This window comes from Formosa sp. Hel3_A1_48 (assembly GCF_001735715.1).
Lineage (GTDB): Bacteria > Bacteroidota > Bacteroidia > Flavobacteriales > Flavobacteriaceae > UBA3537.
In genome coordinates this window covers 565,979-585,812 of record NZ_CP017259.1, presented here as the reverse complement: position 1 = coordinate 585,812, position 19,834 = coordinate 565,979, and the positions used below count along the sequence as shown (strand labels likewise).

The following is a 19,834-nucleotide window of genomic DNA, read 5'->3' as shown; positions in this document are numbered from 1 at the left end:
TGTAAGCTATTTTTGCATACTATGCTAAAATCCGAAATTCAAAAATTTGTCGACGCTGGTCAAATGCTGCCATTGATGGAGGCATTTTATACCATTCAAGGCGAAGGATACCACAAAGGAACTGCAGCTTATTTTATTCGTGTTGGCGGTTGTGATGTGGGTTGTCATTGGTGTGATGTAAAAGAGAGTTGGGATGCTCAATTGCACCCGCCGACTTCAATTGACACTATAGCCAGTCAAGCAGCAGAATTTAGCGACACCATAGTGGTCACTGGAGGTGAGCCACTTATGTGGGATATGGCCCCTTTAACTTACTTGCTTAAACAGCATCAGCTCAAAACCCATATCGAAACTTCAGGGGCTTATAATTTAACTGGTGACTGGGACTGGATCTGTCTTTCGCCAAAAAAACGAAAACTTCCGATCGAACATGTGTACTCTAAAGCCAATGAATTGAAAGTTATAATCTATAACAAGGACGATTTTAGATTTGCTGAGCAACAAGCGGAAAAGGTTGGTCAAGATTGCGTGCTGTATCTCCAGCCAGAGTGGAGTGTGCGTGAAAAAGTAACCCCTTTCATTGTAGATTATGTTATGAAGAACCCAAAATGGAAAATTTCTCTTCAAACACATAAGTATTTGAATATTCCATAGGTTTTTAGGTCTTAATTCTTACATAATAAAACATTAATGCCCTTTTAGTTTAATTTTAATTATTATTTAATCTTTATTTTTTAAAAATAATAATAATTTGAAATCAATTTACTCATAATCATTTATAAATTGTAAGTTTTAATCATATTTGCAAAGTAATTTTAAAAGATATGTCATGTGCGGAATAGTTTGTGCCTTTGATTTAAAAGAAAAAAGTGAAGTTTTAAGACCTAAAATCCTGGAGATGTCAAAGAAGATTAGACATCGCGGACCAGACTGGAGTGGGGTGTTTGATAGCGACAACGCCATCATGGCGCATGAGCGTCTTGCGATCGTCGATCCAGCTTCTGGGAAACAGCCGTTGTATAGTCCAGATCATAAATTGGTACTCGCTGCAAATGGTGAAATTTATAACCACAGAGAATTAAGAAGCCAGTTGAATTCCAGCTACGAATTTCAGACACAAAGCGATTGTGAGATTATTCTAGCGCTCTACAAAGAAAAAGGGATTGATTTTATTGATGATCTCAATGGAATTTTTGGTTTTGCTATTTATGATACAGATAATGATTCTTATTTCATTGCCCGCGACCACATGGGTATTATCCCATTGTACATAGGATGGGATAAAAACGGAACTTTTTATGTTGCTTCTGAGCTCAAGGCTTTAGAATCTGTATGTACTAAAATTGAATTATTCCCACCGGGTCACTTTTTAGACAGTAGAGATGGTGCGTTTGTAAAATGGTATAATAGGGATTGGAGCGATTATGATGCTGTCAAATCAAATGAAACAAGCATTAAAGAAATCAAAGAGGCTTTAGAAGCAGCAGTGCGTCGTCAATTGATGAGTGATGTCCCTTATGGCGTTCTACTTTCCGGTGGTTTGGATTCTTCTGTCACTTCGGCTATTGCTAAAAAATATGCTCAAAAAAGAGTTGAATCCGGAGATACAACAGATGCTTGGTGGCCTCAATTACATTCATTTTCAGTGGGCTTGGAAGGTTCTCCAGATTTGGCAGCAGCACAGAAGGTCGCTGACCATATAGGTACAGTTCATCATGAGATAAAATTCACTATTCAAGAGGGGCTGGATGCCATAAAAGATGTGGTTTATAACTTGGAGACATACGATACAACAACAATTCGAGCAAGTACGCCAATGTATTTAATGGCCAGAGTGATAAAGTCTATGGGAATCAAAATGGTGCTTTCTGGTGAAGGTGCTGACGAACTTTTCGGGGGGTATTTGTATTTTCATAAGGCGCCAAATGCGGAAGAATTTCATCAAGAAACAGTTAGAAAGTTAGATAAATTGCACATGTACGACTGTTTGCGTGCCAACAAAAGCTTAGCAGCTTGGGGTATAGAGGGTCGTGTACCCTTTTTAGACAAAGAATTTATGGATGTAGCAATGCGGATCAATCCACAAGACAAAATGATTAACGGAGAACGTATGGAAAAATGGGTGGTACGTAAAGCATTTGAAGACATGCTTCCCAATAGTGTAGCGTGGCGACAAAAAGAACAATTTAGTGACGGAGTTGGGTACAGTTGGATTGATACTTTAAAAGAAGTTGTTGATAAAGAAGTTAGTGATGAGCAAATGAAAAATGCCCATTTTAGATTCCCTGTACAAACCCCACTTAACAAAGAAGAGTTTTACTACCGAACACTGTTTGAAGCTCATTTTCCTAGTGAAGCAGCAGCGCTTTGTGTGCCGCAGGAACCAAGTGTTGCATGTAGCACTAAAATTGCTTTAGAATGGGACGAGGCATTTAAAAACCTAAACGATCCAAGTGGTCGTGCAGTTGCTAAAGTTCATGATGATGCCTATTAATTTTGAAAATTAAAAGCAACTAATTTATTTATTTTACAATTACTGTTTTATTATTTTTTTGATGTATTTTCGATCAGAATCTGTTTCAAGCACTACGAAATAAAGGCCTCTTTTTAACTTGTTTGTTGGTAGGTCTACTGGGTTTGTTTTGGTATGGTATATGGTTTGCCCTATGAGGTTTAAAATCTTTAGCGAAACAATATTAATATCCTTGTCGATTTTGATATTTGTAACGTCTTTGACGGGGTTAGGGTAAATAACTATGCCCTCCAGTCTTTGTGGAGTTTTAACCGATAGCGTGTATAGATTATTTGCTTCAAAACTTTTTGAATTTTGATTACCCAGCAAAGTTGAAACAAGGCTCACGTCGTTGGTTCTAAAGGCGATATTATCTTCACTACTATCGTAGTAGTAATAGGACAATTGATTGACTGTAGCTACAGGAACAAAGGTATTTACACCTACAAATAAATTCAAGTTTTGTACAACTTTTAAGCGCGTTACCCCGCGATTGAAGTTACCTCCGTAGTTGTCGCTCAAACTTAGATTTCCGTGTGCATCTACTTCAGCTGTAAAGGTGCCAGTGAAAGTGCCGTTGGTGCCATCATAGCTAAATGTTCCTGAAACAGGCCCTGAATTTTGGGTGTTAAATGACATGGGAAATTCGCCAACATATGCATTTTCACCACTGTAATTCAAAGTTATACCCTCTTGAGTTGCGCCAGTTATGTAAGTGGTATTAGCAGCGTGCTTAAGGAATAGTTTTCTTTCAGCTGGAGGGCTTAATTGCTGAACTGTTAATACTTCAGTTGTTCCTTGGAATGTATTTTGCTCATCGGCATTGGGGACGCTGTAGTTATCTGTATTTTCACCAATTCTGTTCAAGTTGCTAAAACTCCAATTCGAACCTGAGCCGGAGGGCGTTTGATCAATTGTAGAAGTAGGATCGTAAATTAAAAATTTGGATCCATCGACTGTGTTAAACGTTTCTATTTCCTGACAGAAACATAGATTAATAAAAAAAATAGAAAAAAAAAGTAAAAGTGTTTTCATAGTAGGTGTTTTTGAGTTCAAATAATATTTGGGTACTCAAATTTATAAAAAAAATCACTTCAAATCAAGCTGTTTTAAGGTCTTTGATTAAAATTAGGCGGTTGGCATTAAACTTAGCGGTACGGATTTCAATTTTAAGCCCTGTTTTAGGCTGTTTAAGGCCGTTTTTCAAAATACGCGAAATGTTAATAATTTCAACTAAAATTATGTTAGAAAACCATCTTTAAAAGCAAGTGAATTTTTATATTTGTAAGGCAACCATAACAGCAAACAAAACAAAAATTTTTTATGAGCGAAGAGATTAATAAAAATCAGTACTCTGCAGATAGTATTCAGGCCTTAGAGGGCATGGAACACGTGCGTATGCGCCCCTCCATGTATATTGGAGATGTTGGCGTTCGTGGCCTTCATCACTTAGTATACGAAGTCATTGATAATTCAATTGATGAGGCACTCGCTGGACATTGTGATAAAATAACTGTAACCATCAATGAGGATAATTCTATAACGACCGAAGATAATGGTCGTGGTATCCCTGTTGGACTACACAAAAAAGAAGGGGTTTCTGCCCTTGAGGTGGTAATGACTAAAATTGGCGCAGGAGGAAAATTTGACAAGGATTCTTATAAAGTTTCTGGAGGGCTACACGGAGTTGGGGTTAGTTGTGTTAATGCACTTTCGTCCAATTTAAAAGCAACAGTTCATAGAGATGGTAAAATTTGGGAGCAAGAATACGAACGCGGTAAAGCCATGTACCCTGTAAAATCCACAGGAACCACAGATAAGCGTGGGACAATCGTTACTTTTAAGCCTGATTCTCAGATTTTCACACAAACCTTGGAGTATAATTACGAGACTCTCTCCAGTCGAATGCGTGAATTGGCTTATTTGAATAAAGGAATTACGGTTGTCATTGTTGACAAAAGAGAAAAAGATGAAAAAGGAGAATTTCTTAGTGAAACTTTCTTCTCTGAGGAAGGACTTTCAGAATTTATCAAGTATTTGGATGAAACACGAGAGCCAATAATGAAATCGGTTATTGCTTTTGAAGGTGAAAAAAATGGCATTCCAGTAGAAGTTGCTATGATTTACAATACTTCATATGCAGAGAATCTTCATTCTTATGTGAATAACATCAACACTCATGAAGGTGGAACCCACCTTACAGGCTTCAGACGAGGTTTAACGCATACTTTGAAAAAATATGCAGATGAATCTGGGATGTTAGAGAAATTAAAATTTGATATTGCCGGAGATGATTTTAGAGAAGGACTTACGGCAATAATATCAGTTAAAGTTGCAGAGCCACAATTCGAGGGTCAAACCAAAACAAAACTTGGAAATAGAGAAGTTTCTTCATCAGTGAGTCAAGCAGTTTCAGAAATGCTAACAGATTACTTGGAAGAACATCCAGACGATGCCAAAATCATTGTTCAAAAAGTTATTTTAGCTGCTCAAGCTCGCCATGCTGCCCAAAAAGCTAGAGAAATGGTACAGCGCAAGACGGTAATGAGCATAGGAGGTTTACCTGGAAAGCTAAGTGATTGCTCTGAGCAAGACCCAGCTAAATGTGAAGTGTTTCTTGTAGAGGGAGATTCGGCAGGCGGAACAGCTAAGCAAGGACGTGATCGTGCTTTCCAAGCGATTTTACCTTTGCGAGGGAAAATCCTCAATGTTGAAAAAGCCATGCAACACAAGGTTTTTGAAAATGAAGAGATAAAAAACATCTTCACCGCACTGGGAGTTACAATAGGGACCGAAGAGGACAGCAAAGCCCTTAACTTATCTAAATTACGCTACCATAAAATAGTGATTATGTGTGATGCAGATATTGATGGGAGTCACATTGCAACACTAATTTTGACTTTCTTTTTCCGTTACATGAAAGAGTTGATTGAAAGCGGACATGTATACATCGCTACACCACCGCTTTATTTGGTCAAAAAAGGTCAGAAAAAGCAATATGCTTGGAACGATAAAGAACGGGATACTATTGCTGAACAATTCGGTGGAAGTGTAAGTGTACAACGCTACAAAGGTCTTGGAGAAATGAACGCAACTCAACTCTGGGATACCACCATGAATCCAGAGTTTAGAACCTTACGTCAAGTACAAATTGATAACGGTACAGAAGCTGATCGAATTTTTTCTATGTTGATGGGCGATGATGTACCACCGCGCCGGGAGTTCATTGAAAAAAATGCGATTTATGCCAACATTGATGCTTAATTTTTAATTTCAAAAATAAAAAACCTTCACAACAAAATGATGCATTTAAGTGAAGGTTTTTTTTATTAATTTTATATTAAATATGACATTATGAAAATCCCCAGAATCATTAGTTACTTGTTTTTTTGCGCTCTAAGCAATACAAATGCGCAAGAATCTATAAACGAATTACTCGCTGCTGGTGTAGCGGACACCCAACGCTTTGCAGAATACTACACTGCTCCTGCTTCCGAAGGACTCGTGTATAGCATTTCTAACGCTTGGTTCAACACCGCCAAATCTCCTCGAAGATTCGGATTTGAAATTTCAATTATTGGAAACACGAGCTTCATAAAAGATCAAAAGAAAAGCTTTAACATGGTTGCTTCAGATTTTGAAAACATTAGATTTGTGGACAACAGTACAAGCAAGAACGTGCCGACAGCTTTTGGAGGTTCATCTAGTGAAACTGTGGTTTTGACTTATGATGATCCAATATTTGGAGATCAAGAAGTTACCTTGTCACTTCCCGGAGGAATAGGGTCTTCAGATTCTAGTTTTATTCCAACAGCGTTTTTACAGGCCAGTTTTTCCCCCTTTAAAGGTACTCAAATTAAAGCAAGAGTTGTTCCTAAAATGGCTTTCGACGATGCAAAACTAAATGCTTATGGTTTCGGAATTCAGCAAAATTTACTTTCGTGGTTGCCCACAAACAAGATTCTTCCTGTGGCAGTTTCAGCCGTGATTGCTTACTCTCATTTGGATGGAGTTTATGATTTTTCTTCGTCTGAGATTGTTTCTGGCGAAAATCAAAAAATGACACTAGATGTCAATTCTATGTTGTATCAGCTTGTAGTGGGCAGTAAGTTGAAGATTATAAATTTTTATGGGTCTTTGGGTTTACTCAAAGGTAAAACAACAACAGAATTATTGGGATCTTATCAAATTGTTAATGGGGACATCAGCTCGAGTGAAATCACGAATCCAATTTCTATTACCAATAAAATATCGGGAATAAGAACAACTTTTGGAGCCTCCTTAAAACTCGGTTTTATTGGTGTTAATGCTGATTATACAATTGCAGAATATAACAGTGCTTCCTTGGGTTTAAATTTTGGTTTTTAAGCAAAAAACAACAACAATTATCAGTACATTTGCGTACGCTAAAAAATAATTTAATCTTAAAAAAATAGAATTGAAATGAAAGTAACTGTCGTAGGCGCAGGAGCCGTAGGCGCAAGTTGTGCCGAATACATCGCCATAAAAAATTTCGCATCAGAAGTTGTACTTTTAGATATTAAGGAAGGCTTTGCTGAAGGTAAGGCTATGGATCTCATGCAATGTGCTTCACTGAATGGTTTTGACACCAAAATTACCGGATCTACTAACGATTACACTAAAACTGCAAACAGCAACATTTGTGTAATTACTTCTGGAATACCAAGAAAACCAGGGATGACACGTGAAGAACTTATAGGAATTAATGCAGGGATAGTAAAAACAGTTTCCGAAAATTTGGTAAAACATTCCCCCGATACTGTTCTTATTGTCGTGAGTAATCCAATGGATACAATGACTTATTTAGCGCATAAAGTTACAGGGCTTCCTAAGCATAAAATTATTGGAATGGGAGGTGCATTAGATTCTGCACGATTTAAGTATCGATTAGCTGAAGCATTAGGCGCTCCTATTAGTGATGTTGATGGGATGGTGATTGGTGGACACAGTGATGTTGGAATGGTACCTCTAACTTCTCATGCCACAAGAAATAGTATAAAGGTTTCTGAATTTATTTCTCAAGAGCGCTTGGAGCAAGTCAAAGAGGATACTAAGGTTGGCGGTGCAACATTGACAAAACTTTTAGGAACATCTGCATGGTATGCGCCCGGCGCTGCTGTAAGTGGGTTGGTACAAGCTATTGCTTGTGATCAAAAGAAAATTTTTCCTTGTTCTACCCTTTTGGATGGCGCATATGGACTCAGTGATCTTTGCATTGGTGTGCCTGTAGTTTTAGGAGCAAATGGTATAGAAAAAATTGTCGAAATTGAATTAAGTGCTGCAGAACAAGAACACTTAATGCGAAGTGCTGAAGGCGTAAAAAAGACCAATAGCCTTCTAAATTTGTAGCGCACAACGCTGTGTTAGACTCAATAAATTTAAAGCACCACTATTTTTGTGGTGCTTTTTTTATTAAAACATAAATTCTATTGGCAAATTACCTCGTAAATCATATATTTGCTCGTTTACAAAAATAAAGCAGATCAAAATAATTCAAAATGCAAAATAAAGGATTAGTAAAGTTATTCGCCCTCTTGTTTGGATTGGTGAGTATATATCAATTATCATTCACTTTCAAAGCAAATCAAATTGAAGAGGATGCTCAACAGTTTTCAATAAATAAAATTGCTGAAACGGAAGTAGATTATGATTCGAAACGTTCGATAGAACGTTTGAACTATTTAGACTCATTGAAAACTCAAGAAGTGTTCAATATTGGCATTGCTGCATACAATTACGACGAAGTCAAAGAGAAAGCAATGAATCTTGGTCTTGATTTAAAAGGTGGGATCAACGTCATTCTTCAGATTTCTGTAAAAGATATTTTAGTAGGTTTGGCAAACGACAGCAAAGACCCTGTGTTCAGACAAGCTTTGGCTGATGCTGAAGAACTTCAGAAAGACAGTCAGAACACTTATTTAGAAGACTTTTTTGTAGCATTCGAAGCAATTGATGCGGATGCAAATTTAGCCTCACCAGATATTTTTGCCAATAGAACACTCAGCGATGAGATTACTTTTGATATGAGTGATGATGAAGTAAAACCTATATTATCTGCAAAAATTGACGAATCTATCGTTTCTGCTTTTGAAGTCCTAAGAAAACGTATTGATAAATTTGGTGTAACGCAACCCAACATACAGCGTATTGGTAATTCAGGACGTATTTTGGTCGAATTGCCAGGAGCCAAAGAAGTTGAACGTGTGAAAGGATTACTCCAAAGTACGGCACAGCTTGAGTTCTGGGATGCTTTCAAAGGCGAAGAATTCGCTAGTTTCTTATTCCAAGCTAATGAGGTTTTAAAAGAAGTCGTAGACACATCCGATGAAGTAGATTCTGATAAAACTGATGAAGATTCCATTTCAGATATTATTGGTGATACTGATGCTGAAACTGGTGAAGATGGCACTGTAAACCCATTAATCGATTTGATTCGTGCATCAGGTTACACTGGCGGACCGGTGCTTGCATCTTTTGAATCCAAAGACCAACAAACAGTAACGGCTTATCTCAATAATCCTAAGGTCAGAGCATTACTTAGCCCTGAACAGCGCTATGCAAAATTTGTTTGGGGGATCCCTCAAATTCAGCAAACCAATGAAGAGGATACACAAAGTATTGAGCTAGTAGAGCTTTATGCTTTAAAAGGAAACAGAGAAAACAAACCACAATTGAGTGGTGCTGTAATTACCGATGCGCGTCAATCCTATCAGCAAAATGGAAACCCTAGTGTTTCTATGCAAATGAACCTTAAAGGGGCTAAGATTTGGGAGCAAATGACGGGAAATGCGTTTAATACAGGAGGGCAAATTGCCATCGTTTTGGACGAGATAGTTTATTCTGCTCCAGGTGTTACATCAGGACCCATAGCAGGAGGTAATTCAGAGATTTCGGGATCGTTTACGCTCAATGAAGCGGTTGATTTAGCAAATGTTTTGCGCGCAGGTAAACTTCCGGCTTCTGCTGATATTGTCCAGGCTGAGGAAGTAGGGCCGTCTTTAGGACAAGAAGCTATTGAAAGTGGTATGAAATCCTTCCTTATTGCATTGGCTTTTGTATTGCTTTGGATGATATTTTATTATGGAAAAGCAGGTATTTTCTCCAATGTAGCCTTGTTGCTCAATATACTTTTGATTTTTGGAATTTTATCAGGTTTAGGAGCTGTACTAACTCTACCTGGAATTGCGGGTATCGTTCTTACAATTGGTATTGCAGTAGATGCTAATGTGCTTATATACGAACGTATTCGTGAGGAGCTGTATAAAGGTAAAGGACAAAAAGAAGCTGTCCGTGATGGCTTTTCTAATGCATTATCTTCAATTTTGGATGCGAACATTACAACGGGGCTTACCGCTTTGATTCTATATACATTTGGTACAGGTCCAATAAAAGGATTTGCAACAACCCTTTTAATTGGTATTTTAACCTCACTATTTACGGCTATTTTCATTTCAAGACTATTGATCGACTGGCATTTGAATCGCGGGGGTAAACTCGAGTTTTCTACAGGAATGACTAAAGGATTATTTCAATCAATTAAGATCGAATTTCTTAAAAAAAGAAAAGTGGCCTACCTCTTTTCAGGAGTGATTATTACTGCGGGATTAATGTCGTTGTTTACAACAGGCCTCGATCAAGGAATTGATTTTGTTGGAGGACGAACCTATACTGTTCGCTTTGCACAAGATATGAATACTGAAGAGGTAAAAACTGCTGTTAATGATGCTTTTGGTAGTGCAGAGGTAAAAACAATAGGAAGTGCTAACCAATTGAAAATTTCAACAAAATATAAAGTCAATGAAAACTCTGCTGAAGTTGATGCTGAGGTTCAAGAAAAACTTTATGGTGCATTGGTGCCATTCTTGCCAGACGAAACATCATACAAACAATTTATCGATGCTGAAAATAACATTGGAAAAATGTATTCTGGAAAAGTGAGCCCTACTATTGCTGATGACATTAAAAGGTCGTCTGTATGGGCAATCATAGGATCTCTGATCGTGGTATTTTTATACATCTTGCTGCGCTTCAAAAAATGGCAATTTTCATTAGGTGCAGTCGCTGCAGTTTTTCACGATGTATTGATTGTACTAGGGATTTTCTCCATTGCTTGGAAATACTTACCATTTAGTATGGAAATAGACCAAGCATTTATTGCTGCAATACTAACTGTAATTGGGTACTCTCTAAACGATACAGTGGTTGTGTTTGATAGAATTAGAGAATACATCAATGAACATTCTAGCTGGGATTTTGCTAAAATTGTAAACGGAGCCCTAAACAGTACCCTGAGTAGAACGTTAAACACTTCTCTTACTACTTTAGTTGTTTTATTAGCTATGTTTGTTTTTGGTGCTGATTCACTTCGTGGTTTGCTCTTCGCTTTGATTGTAGGGGTACTTGTTGGAACGTATTCATCTGTATTTATTGCAACACCAATTATGCACGATACACTAAAGCGTTTAGATAAAAAATCCTAAATAAAAGAGTTTAAAAAAAAAGCATTAAAAAAGCCACTCCTTTGAGTGGCTTTTTTGATGACAAAAAGTAATATGTTGTTAGGTTTTAGTTTTGTGAAAAAACATAAAATAAAGGCCAATAAGTATAAAAGGAATACTTAAAACCTGTCCCGTATTTAATCCAAAAATCCAGTCTTCTCGGCCATCAACTTGTGCAATTTTAAATTGCTCCACAAACACTCGTACGGCCATTAGCATTAACAAGAATAACCCAAACAGGAATCCCTCTTGTTGCCCTTTTTTTGTTTTCCAATACAATACAAATAAAATTAGGAAGACAAATACATATCCGAAAGCTTCATACAATTGACCTGGATGACGCGGAATACTGTCCATATCCTTGAACACTACAGCCCACGGTAAGCCTTCGCTTGCGGGTTTTCCGATCATTTCCGAGTTGAAGAAATTGCCAATTCTAATAAAAATGGCTCCTAAAGCACAAGGAATTACAACACGATCTAAAATCCATAGAACAGATTTTTTCAGTACTTTTTTGTTGTAAAGGTGCATAGAGATGATCATTCCAATCGCGGCGCCATGACTAGCTAAGCCTCGAAATCCTGTAAATTCAAATCCACCACTGAATTTTACAGGTAAAAATACACTGAAGAAATCCTCCCGGAATAATTCTGCTTGATAAAAAATAACATGACCCAAGCGCGCACCAATCATAATCCCTAAAACAGAATACATAAACAGGCTATCGAGTTTACTCTCGTCCTGTTTTTCATTGTAATAGATTTTTTTCATGATGTAAAAACCAACAATAAATGCAGCCATCCACATTAGGCTATAATAATGAATCTTGAAATTACCGAAAAGTCGAATCCCATCAGATGCAGGTTCCCATACGATTTGCAAAAAAGTCATAGTCATTTAATTTTGATTGTAAATATACTGAATTGAAGAACAATAGTGAGGATGGAGTGAATTAACTCATTTGTCTTTTTTTGGAACAGGGTCATGACCAGATCGACCCCAAGGATGACAACTAAAAATACGTTTTAGTCCTAAAAAACATCCCCCTAAAAAGCCGTGTTCTTGCAAGGCTTCAATGCAATATTGCGAACAAGTTGGTTGAAAGCGACACTTGGCAGGGAACAATGGTGAAATCCATTTTTGATAACCTTTAATTAGGGCTACACTTGCTGTGATTAACAAAGCATTCATAAATTTAATCTAAAGAAAAAGTAGTGCCGTCTTTTCCATCTTTCAAATGGATGCCTACTTCAGACAGTTGATCTCTAATTTGATCTGAAAGGGCAAAGTTTTTTTGAGCTCTAGCTTCATTTCTCAATGTGATGAGAAGTTGAACAGCGTCTGAAAGCTTGTTATGCGATGATGCTTTGTCTAGATTTTCAAGACCCAAAATATCAAAAACGAAATTGTGAAGTGTGTTTTTTAACAGCTCTAGGCTTGTTTCATCTATACTGTTTGTGCCATCATTTATTTGGTTGATGTACTTTACTGCACTGAAAAGCTCAGCGATCAGAATAGGGGTGTTGAAGTCATCATTCATGGCATTGTAACAGCGTTGCTGCCAATTTATTACATCAAAATCTGCTGATGCGTTGGAAGCTGTAACGGATTTAAGGATATTTAGGGCATCTATTAATTTGTTAAACCCTTTTTCGGATGCCAAAAGAGCGTCATTGCTAAAGTCAAGAATACTTCTATAGTGTGCTTGCATCATAAAAAAACGAACTACAGAAGCAGCAAAACCTTTAGACAGTTTGTCTGTATCTCCACTCAAAATTTCAGCAGGCAGAATATTATTTCCTGTTGATTTTGCCATTTTTTGACCATTTAGTGTAAGCATATTGGCATGCATCCAATACTTTACTGGATTGTGGCTATGCCATGCTTTAGCTTGTGCAATCTCACATTCGTGATGTGGGAATTTTAAATCCATTCCTCCGCCATGAATATCAAATTGTTCACCTAAGTACTTTGTGCTCATTGCTGTACATTCTAGGTGCCAGCCAGGAAACCCTTCGCTCCAAGGCGAGGGCCACCGCATAATATGTTGTGGCTCTGCTTTTTTCCAGAGGGCAAAATCTTGTGGATTTTTTTTATCGGATTGTCCATCGAGTGCTCTGGAGTTATGCATCAAATCCTCTATTTTCCGGCCACTTAACACACCATAATCATTAGATTCGTTGTACTTTAAAACATCAAAATAAATGGATCCATTGGCTTCGTAAGCATAGCCGTTGTCAATAATACTTTTTATTATTTCTATTTGTTCTACAATATGTCCCGTGGCAGTAGGTTCTATACTTGGCGGAAGAAAATTGAAGTTATTTAAAGTGTTGTGAAAATCAACAGTATATTTTTGAACCACTTCCATGGGTTCTATTTGTTCTAGGCGAGCTTTCTTTGCAATGCGATCTTCGCCTTGGTCTGCATCATTTTCTAAATGCCCCGCATCCGTTATATTTCGCACATAGCGCACCTTGTAGCCCAGGTGTTTAAAATAGCGAAAAATCATATCAAAAGACATGAATGTTCTTACGTTTCCTAGATGAACATTACTGTAAACGGTTGGCCCACATACATACAGCCCAATGTGGCCTTCATTTATGGGTTTGAATTGCTCTTTTTCTCCAGTGATCGAGTTGTATATCGAAATCTTTTGTTTTTCAAACAAATTTAGTGACATCCAGTGTGTTTAAAATTTTGTGTTCAATTGGATGTAATCCAAAAATTCTCTACGTGTTTCTTTATTCTTAAATTGACCTCCAAATTCACTTGTAACAGTGCTGCTTTCAATGTCTTTTATTCCTCGAGAATTGACACATAAATGTTTGGCGTCGATAACGCAGGCTACATCTTTTGTGTTTAAGACACTTTGCAGTTCCTTGACTATTTGAATGGTAAGCCTTTCTTGAACTTGAGGTCTTTTTGCATAGTAATCGACAATTCTGTTCATCTTTGAAAGGCCAACAACTGTTCCATTGGAAATATATGCAACATGCGCTTTACCAACAATTGGCAGTAGATGATGCTCGCAAGTCGAGTACAGGGTGATGTTCTTTTCAACCAGCATTTCGCCATAGTTGTATTTATTTTGAAATGTTGAAGCTTTTGGTTTATTCTTTGGGTTTAAACCACCAAATATTTCGTTCACGAACATTTTAGCCACTCTAAATGGCGTCCCTTTTAGACTGTCGTCCCTTAGGTCAAGTCCTAAGGTTTCCATGATGTGTTTGACATCGTGTTCTATGAGCTCTATTTTTTCCTCATTATTTAATTTAAAAGCATCAACACGAATTGGCGTTTCTGACGATGTTCCTATATGATTATCTCCGATGTGATCAGTTTCGCTTGAGTTTATCTGTATTCCCATAAATTTGTGAAATAAAAGTATTCTAAAAATGTATGACAAAGATAGTTATTTTCTCTGTTCAGAACTCAAATTTATAATGATTAAAAGAAAAATTTAAGATTATTTAAAATAAATAATTAAATTTATAGGCTTGATTTGCTTAAAGCAAACTGCTTAAATTTACCAATTTAAATTTTATGAGATCATTATTCATTAATGCTATCTTTTCTGTTTTTCTGTCCTTATCATGTTTTGGGCAAAAGATAAATTCTAATAGAAGCATCCCACAAGTCATTGTTTTTAACGACAATACTAAAGCACCATTTTCTAGCGATGAATTAAAAAAACTAGAACAAGTTTATGGTGATGCATTGGCCACTGAAATAATGGATCGGCCAAATCGGGTTTTATTTGCCAAGGAAATTTTAAGAAATAGGGTTGTTGTAAAAGAGGTTTCAAATCCAAAGGCTCATAAACCTTGTCCTTTACTATCGGAAGTCCCCCTTTTTGATGCCTTTGTTTCAAATCTTACCAGAGATGAATTTTTTAATCCAAAGACCTTCAATCCTTTGAAATATAATTTCCCATTTTATCGGCGTGGGAATCAACTCTTCCGCGTAGACCAAACAGATTATTTCATTTTGATTAAACCTCAACATTACAACAATTAGCCATGAAAAAGGGAGTATTACTAGTATTACTTATGATTTTCTGTGCTCATGTTTCAGCGCAACGGAGCTGTGGAACAGAAGATTACATGAACGAAATGATGAAAGACCCCGTATATGCTAAGCAATGGGCCAAAGATCAAGAAAAACTACAAAATGAGTTAGCTAGAAGAGCAAACTTGGGACGAAGTTCATTTGCAATGAACGAAATTGTAATTCCTGTAGCAGTTCATTTTCCTGAGGGATCAGAAGCAGACCGCACATGTCTCGAGGATTTAGCTCAAAACCAAATTGACATACTTAATGCCGATTTTACAGCTACCAATTTAGATGCGAATCTTTGGGTTGACGCAGTTGCCACTGGTAATTATCCTGGAATAATTCACGGAGCTGCTAATATAAAATTTTGTATTGCTACTTCCAATCATCCTGCCAACACAGATGATGACTTGATAGAAGGAGGTCCAGCGGTTTCCATTGGATATAATTTTGGTGGTGGGACTTCCACTGATCCACTTTGGGGTGGATATTTAAATTTTTTAGTCAAAACTCTTGGTGGAGGGACATTAGGGTTTTCGCCAAAACCAGGAAATATTACTGCTGGTCAATCTGTTACAATTAATACTTTTGCTTTTGGTTCTGGGGCTGGTTGTCCGGGGTTTGAACCTGGTGCGCCGTATAATCTTGGACGGACAACAACCCATGAGCTTGGACATTTTTTTGATTTAAGTCATGTTTGGGGAGATGGACCTTGCAGCGCTGATGATGATGTTGCTGACACGCCTTTACAAGATGCCGCTAATGGTGGGTGTCCAGCTCCTGCTCAATTTCCAGCATGTAACCCTGGTGAATTTGAGCTTTCGATGAATTACATGGATTACACAGATGATGCCTGTATGTATATGTTTTCACAAGGGCAAATTGATGTTGTGGATGCTTATGTTGCAGGAGTTCTACAACCACAATTTAAGCCGAATACGGTCCCAATTTGTGTAGAAACCCCCGAATATACCATGACTGATGGACTTATAAATACATGTAATGGTATTTTCTATGATTCTGGTGGTGCGGATGCTGATTACTCCAATGGTGAGAACGAGGTAACGTTTACTATTTGTCCCGAAAACCCAGGTCAAGTCATTCAATTGGACTTTACTAGCTTTAGTACACAGCTTAACTTAGATATTCTCACTATCTATAACGCTGATAATGCAGATGATCCTACAACAATTATACAAGAATATTCAGGTACTGATCCCGCAGATAGTCCAGGCCTCGTTGCTGCTATGACAACAAATGCTTCTGGGTGTCTGACTTTGGTGTTTACTAGTAACGGATTTGGCGTGGAGTCTGGTTGGCAAGCCAATATTTCTTGTCAAGATCCACCAACAGCATGTCAAACCGTTTTAGCACAATTAGACTCAGCATTTCCAGAGCCCAATGCTGAGGGTTACATCCTTGTCTGTCCTGGAGAAGAAATTACGTTAAGCGGGAGTGGTACTTTCTCAGAACCAGGAGGAGGTGATGGGGCTACATACCAATGGGATACAGGTGATGGTACACTGATTGATGGACAAACAGCAACTTTCTCCTATGATACTCCAGGAGTCTATTTAGCTAACTTGAACATCTGGGATACCAATACCAGTATTTTACCTGAAGGCTGCAAAAACACAAACTTGATTAATCAAATTATTCAGGTCAGTACAACACCTGATTTTACTGCAACTGTTCCTGATCAAGATCCATTATGTTTTGGTGCTACAACTTCCATAACAGCTGTGGTAACACCAACCACATTCAATAATGAATGTACTGAGGCAGTTAGTGAAGAGACTTTCTTACCTGATGGAAATGGAGATCTATACACTACTTGTATTACGGTTAGTTGCTTTCAGTCAGACCAAGTAATAGAAGATATTACAGATCTTATCGATATTTGTTTGAACATTGAACATTCTTATGTTGGAGATTTAGAAATTTCATTAATCAGTCCTGATGGTGTGGAAGTTACTTTACTTGATTATTACGGTTTTGGCTTTGGACAATTTTTAGGTGGGGCGAATGATGATGGTTCTAACCAGCCAGGAGTTGGAGCTGATTATTGTTTTTCAATGGCAGGTAATGAAACACTGATCAATGGCGATTTAATCATTGCTGGTAATCCACCACGTCAGTCAATTACACCAGGGTTGTATTTACCTGAAGATTCTTTTCAAAATTTAATAGGAAGTCCTTTAAACGGTAATTGGTGTATAGAGGTAGTAGATAATTTAGCTGTTGATAATGGTTATATTTTCTCATGGGTATTGAATTTTGATCCTGCCCTAAACCCAGCAAATCTTTCATTTACACCACAAATTATTTCGGGCTCATGGGCAGATGACCCTAGCATTGCAGAAACTAACGGCGATACCATTACCATAGCCCCTCCAACCGAAGGGCAATACTGTTACACCTACACGGTAGTTGATGATTTTGACTGTGAATACACACATGAGGTTTGTGTAGATGTTTTGCCAGAAATTATTTTTGATGTTCCCAGCAATCTTTTTGTATGTGATTCCCCTGCACCACCATACGTTTTTGACCTGTCTCAAAACGAAGCCACTATGCTTGCATCTAATCCCAATCCAGAGGATTATGTAGTGACTTTTCATAACGATATAACGGCTGCAGAAAACGATACTGGGGCAATTATGGATACCACAGCATACTCTGGTACAGTTAATGAAGAAATTTTTGTCCGCTTCGAGTATTTAGATTCCAATTGTTTTGTAATAGAATCATTTCAACTAAAACTTATCGATTTGCCTCAGATTTTTGCGGCACAAGACATAGTGAAATGTGATGATTTGTCTAATGATGGTGTTGAATTTTTTGATTTAGATGAGCGAACATCATCAATCTTAGGAACACAATTAGCAACAGATTACGAAGTAACTTATCATATAGATTTAGCATCTGCTGAAGCGGGGACAGCTAATCTGACAAGTCCATATCTTAGCACTTCTGATGCGCAAGGTATATATGTGCGTGTTCAACCTGTGGGAGGTGGCGGCTGCTTCATAGTCAGTCCTGATCCTTTGTTTTATTTGATTGTAACTAATAAAGCTACTGCCGTAGCCCCAGAAAATCTTTCTAAATGTGATTCTAGCGGTACAGGCGCATTGGAGGCCACATTTGATTTAGAACAACAAACGGCAACTATTTTAGGGGCTCTTCAGGATCCATCAACGTTTACAGTAACCTATCATTCTGACCCTACAGATGCCGAATCGGGGGATAGTCCTCTTGTTAGTCCATTAACTACAACTTCAAGAACGATCTATGTTCGAGTTGAAGAGGATGGATTGCCTGATTGTTATGAAACTACACAATTTGATATTACTGTGTATCCTAATCCAGAGGTCACAGACCAGAGTGCCACTGTTTGTAGCGCATCGACTGTAGGTCTTACTTTGGCTGATGATGTAGACGGACCATCTGTGGTGAGTTATGATCTTACGTCAATTACACCAGAGGCAGGATTAGCAGCAGATGCTTCAAACGCGGTGTTGGGCACAAATTTAGCTTCAGATGCCATTGCATCGGATGTATGGACCAACACTACAGCTACACCATTGGATGTGGTTTATAGTTTTACGCCAGTATCATCGGACAATTGTACAGGCGCAGCCTTTACAGTCACTGTCACGGTCAATCCTTTACCAGTTCCAGCCCCAGCATTTATTGACTCTAAATGTGATGATGATACCGATGGTTTACAGACCTTTGATATGAGTGGAGTAGCTGCTCAGGTGATAGGGGCGCAGACGGATATGGTGGTGAGCTACCACCTTACACTAACAGATGCAGAGAACAACACAGCTGCCTTGGGGGATAACATCACCACAACGACACCAAACCTGCAAACGATCCACATACGATTGGAGAACACACTTACCAATTGTTATGCGACCAGTACCATAGATTTGGTGGTTGATCCTTTGCCTGAGATCGATTTGGAGGGCAATTATGTGATTTGTTCTGATGCTACAGGGGGCGGATTAGATTATGTTGTTGTTGATCCAGGGCTTTCACCAGCGACTTACAATTTTATATGGCGAGACGAACTTGGAGATGTACTCAGTACTGATTCAACCTACACGGTTGATCAGGGTGGTATTTACAGCTTAGAGGTCAGTTTTGCTTCAACAGCCGCAGGCTGCTCAGCACCTTTAGAGATTTTCACGGTTAGTGAGAGTGGAGCCCCAGCAGTGGCGGTAGATGTGGTGACTGAGGCTTTTGCAGACACACATGTGGTTGTCGCTACAGCTGTTGGGACAGGGATTTACGAGTTTAGTTTGGATCAGGGTCCATGGTTAGACAGCGGAACATTTATAGGGGTAGACCCCGGTGATCATACGGTTTACGTACGGGATGTGAATGGTTGTGGTGTAACAGCAAAGATGATTTATATTGTAGATTATCCAAAATATTTCACACCCAATGGCGATGGCTACCACGATACGTGGAATATAGATGCACTCTCAAGTCAATTAGGTTCAAAGATTTACATATTTGATCGCTATGGTAAGCTTTTAAAGCAAATCACTCCTGCAGGTGAAGGATGGGACGGCACATACAATGGCCAGCAGATGCCAACCACCGACTATTGGTTTATGTTGGAATACAATGATTTAAATACAGGCGTTCCTAAACAACTCAGAGCACACTTTAGTCTGAAGCGATAATAGATAAAAAAAACCGCGGAATTGCGCGGTTTTTTTTATAGACTAATTCA

At 38.1% G+C, this 19,834-nt stretch carries 13 protein-coding genes; 8 read left to right on the top strand and 5 right to left on the bottom strand.

The features are described from left to right. Nucleotides 1-21 precede the first annotated feature (21 nt). Both FORMA_RS02615 and asnB read left to right on the top strand, forming a co-directional pair. The gene (locus FORMA_RS02615; protein ID WP_069674194.1) at nucleotides 22-654 is read left to right on the top strand and encodes a 7-carboxy-7-deazaguanine synthase QueE; all 633 of its coding nucleotides are present in this window, start codon (nucleotides 22-24) and stop codon (nucleotides 652-654) included. 175 nt (nucleotides 655-829) lie between these two features. Beyond that, nucleotides 830-2,494 (top strand): asparagine synthase B, encoded by a 1,665-nt coding sequence (gene asnB / locus FORMA_RS02610; protein ID WP_069674193.1) that lies wholly within the window; start codon nucleotides 830-832, stop codon nucleotides 2,492-2,494. Between the two features lie 39 nt (nucleotides 2,495-2,533). Here the strand turns inward: asnB and FORMA_RS02605 are convergent, their stop codons facing one another. Continuing rightward, nucleotides 2,534-3,547, bottom strand: a complete 1,014-nt coding sequence (locus FORMA_RS02605; RefSeq protein WP_069674192.1) for a T9SS type A sorting domain-containing protein — start codon at nucleotides 3,545-3,547, stop codon at nucleotides 2,534-2,536. 288 nt (nucleotides 3,548-3,835) lie between these two features. Here FORMA_RS02605 and gyrB point away from each other — a divergent pair, with 288 nt between their 5' ends. The 4 genes from gyrB (at nucleotide 3,836) to secDF (ending at nucleotide 11,013) form a co-directional block, all read left to right on the top strand. Next, on the top strand, nucleotides 3,836-5,776 hold the full coding sequence (gene gyrB / locus FORMA_RS02600) for a DNA topoisomerase (ATP-hydrolyzing) subunit B (protein ID WP_069674191.1): 1,941 nt from the start codon (nucleotides 3,836-3,838) through the stop codon (nucleotides 5,774-5,776). A gap of 90 nt (nucleotides 5,777-5,866) precedes the next feature. Then, nucleotides 5,867-6,880, top strand: a complete 1,014-nt coding sequence (locus FORMA_RS02595) for a DUF6588 family protein (RefSeq protein ID WP_069674190.1) — start codon at nucleotides 5,867-5,869, stop codon at nucleotides 6,878-6,880. 75 nt (nucleotides 6,881-6,955) lie between these two features. After that, nucleotides 6,956-7,882 carry a malate dehydrogenase gene (mdh, locus tag FORMA_RS02590; protein WP_069674189.1) on the top strand — a complete coding sequence of 309 codons (927 nt, stop codon included), beginning with the start codon at nucleotides 6,956-6,958 and terminating at the stop codon, nucleotides 7,880-7,882. Nucleotides 7,883-8,031: 149 nt separating this feature from the next. Next, nucleotides 8,032-11,013, top strand: a complete 2,982-nt coding sequence (gene secDF, locus FORMA_RS02585; RefSeq protein WP_069674188.1) for a protein translocase subunit SecDF — start codon at nucleotides 8,032-8,034, stop codon at nucleotides 11,011-11,013. Between the two features lie 78 nt (nucleotides 11,014-11,091). Here the strand turns inward: secDF and lgt are convergent, their stop codons facing one another. The 4 genes from lgt to folE all read right to left on the bottom strand — a co-directional run bounded on the left by lgt (nucleotide 11,092) and on the right by folE (nucleotide 14,401). Then, nucleotides 11,092-11,922 carry a prolipoprotein diacylglyceryl transferase gene (lgt, locus tag FORMA_RS02580; RefSeq protein ID WP_069674187.1) on the bottom strand — a complete coding sequence of 277 codons (831 nt, stop codon included), beginning with the start codon at nucleotides 11,920-11,922 and terminating at the stop codon, nucleotides 11,092-11,094. A gap of 66 nt (nucleotides 11,923-11,988) precedes the next feature. Continuing rightward, a complete protein-coding gene (gene yidD, locus FORMA_RS02575) occupies nucleotides 11,989-12,222 on the bottom strand; it encodes a membrane protein insertion efficiency factor YidD (protein WP_069674186.1) in 234 nt (77 codons plus the stop codon). A gap of 4 nt (nucleotides 12,223-12,226) precedes the next feature. Then, a complete protein-coding gene (gene cysS / locus FORMA_RS02570; protein ID WP_069674185.1) occupies nucleotides 12,227-13,714 on the bottom strand; it encodes a cysteine--tRNA ligase in 1,488 nt (495 codons plus the stop codon). Between the two features lie 9 nt (nucleotides 13,715-13,723). Beyond that, complete coding sequence (folE, locus tag FORMA_RS02565) at nucleotides 13,724-14,401, bottom strand: GTP cyclohydrolase I FolE (protein WP_069674184.1); 678 nt, start codon at nucleotides 14,399-14,401, stop codon at nucleotides 13,724-13,726. A gap of 176 nt (nucleotides 14,402-14,577) precedes the next feature. Here folE and FORMA_RS02560 point away from each other — a divergent pair, with 176 nt between their 5' ends. Both FORMA_RS02560 and FORMA_RS02555 read left to right on the top strand, forming a co-directional pair. Continuing rightward, nucleotides 14,578-15,051 carry a hypothetical protein gene (locus FORMA_RS02560; protein ID WP_069674183.1) on the top strand — a complete coding sequence of 158 codons (474 nt, stop codon included), beginning with the start codon at nucleotides 14,578-14,580 and terminating at the stop codon, nucleotides 15,049-15,051. 2 nt (nucleotides 15,052-15,053) lie between these two features. After that, nucleotides 15,054-19,784 carry a T9SS type B sorting domain-containing protein gene (locus tag FORMA_RS02555; RefSeq protein ID WP_069674182.1) on the top strand — a complete coding sequence of 1,577 codons (4,731 nt, stop codon included), beginning with the start codon at nucleotides 15,054-15,056 and terminating at the stop codon, nucleotides 19,782-19,784. Nucleotides 19,785-19,834 lie beyond the last annotated feature (50 nt).

Excerpts from the sequence above, each read along its gene's own strand:
- FORMA_RS02615 (WP_069674194.1), top strand. The coding sequence starts at position 22 with ATGCTAAAATCCGAAATTCAAAAATTTGTCGACGCTGGTCAAATGCTG.
- asnB (WP_069674193.1), top strand. The coding sequence starts at position 830 with ATGTGCGGAATAGTTTGTGCCTTTGATTTAAAAGAAAAAAGTGAAGTT.
- FORMA_RS02605 (WP_069674192.1), bottom strand. The coding sequence starts at position 3,547 with ATGAAAACACTTTTACTTTTTTTTTCTATTTTTTTTATTAATCTATGT.
- gyrB (WP_069674191.1), top strand. The coding sequence starts at position 3,836 with ATGAGCGAAGAGATTAATAAAAATCAGTACTCTGCAGATAGTATTCAG.
- FORMA_RS02595 (WP_069674190.1), top strand. The coding sequence starts at position 5,867 with ATGAAAATCCCCAGAATCATTAGTTACTTGTTTTTTTGCGCTCTAAGC.
- mdh (WP_069674189.1), top strand. The coding sequence starts at position 6,956 with ATGAAAGTAACTGTCGTAGGCGCAGGAGCCGTAGGCGCAAGTTGTGCC.
- secDF (WP_069674188.1), top strand. The coding sequence starts at position 8,032 with ATGCAAAATAAAGGATTAGTAAAGTTATTCGCCCTCTTGTTTGGATTG.
- lgt (WP_069674187.1), bottom strand. The coding sequence starts at position 11,922 with ATGACTTTTTTGCAAATCGTATGGGAACCTGCATCTGATGGGATTCGA.
- yidD (WP_069674186.1), bottom strand. The coding sequence starts at position 12,222 with ATGAATGCTTTGTTAATCACAGCAAGTGTAGCCCTAATTAAAGGTTAT.
- cysS (WP_069674185.1), bottom strand. The coding sequence starts at position 13,714 with ATGTCACTAAATTTGTTTGAAAAACAAAAGATTTCGATATACAACTCG.
- folE (WP_069674184.1), bottom strand. The coding sequence starts at position 14,401 with ATGGGAATACAGATAAACTCAAGCGAAACTGATCACATCGGAGATAAT.
- FORMA_RS02560 (WP_069674183.1), top strand. The coding sequence starts at position 14,578 with ATGAGATCATTATTCATTAATGCTATCTTTTCTGTTTTTCTGTCCTTA.
- FORMA_RS02555 (WP_069674182.1), top strand. The coding sequence starts at position 15,054 with ATGAAAAAGGGAGTATTACTAGTATTACTTATGATTTTCTGTGCTCAT.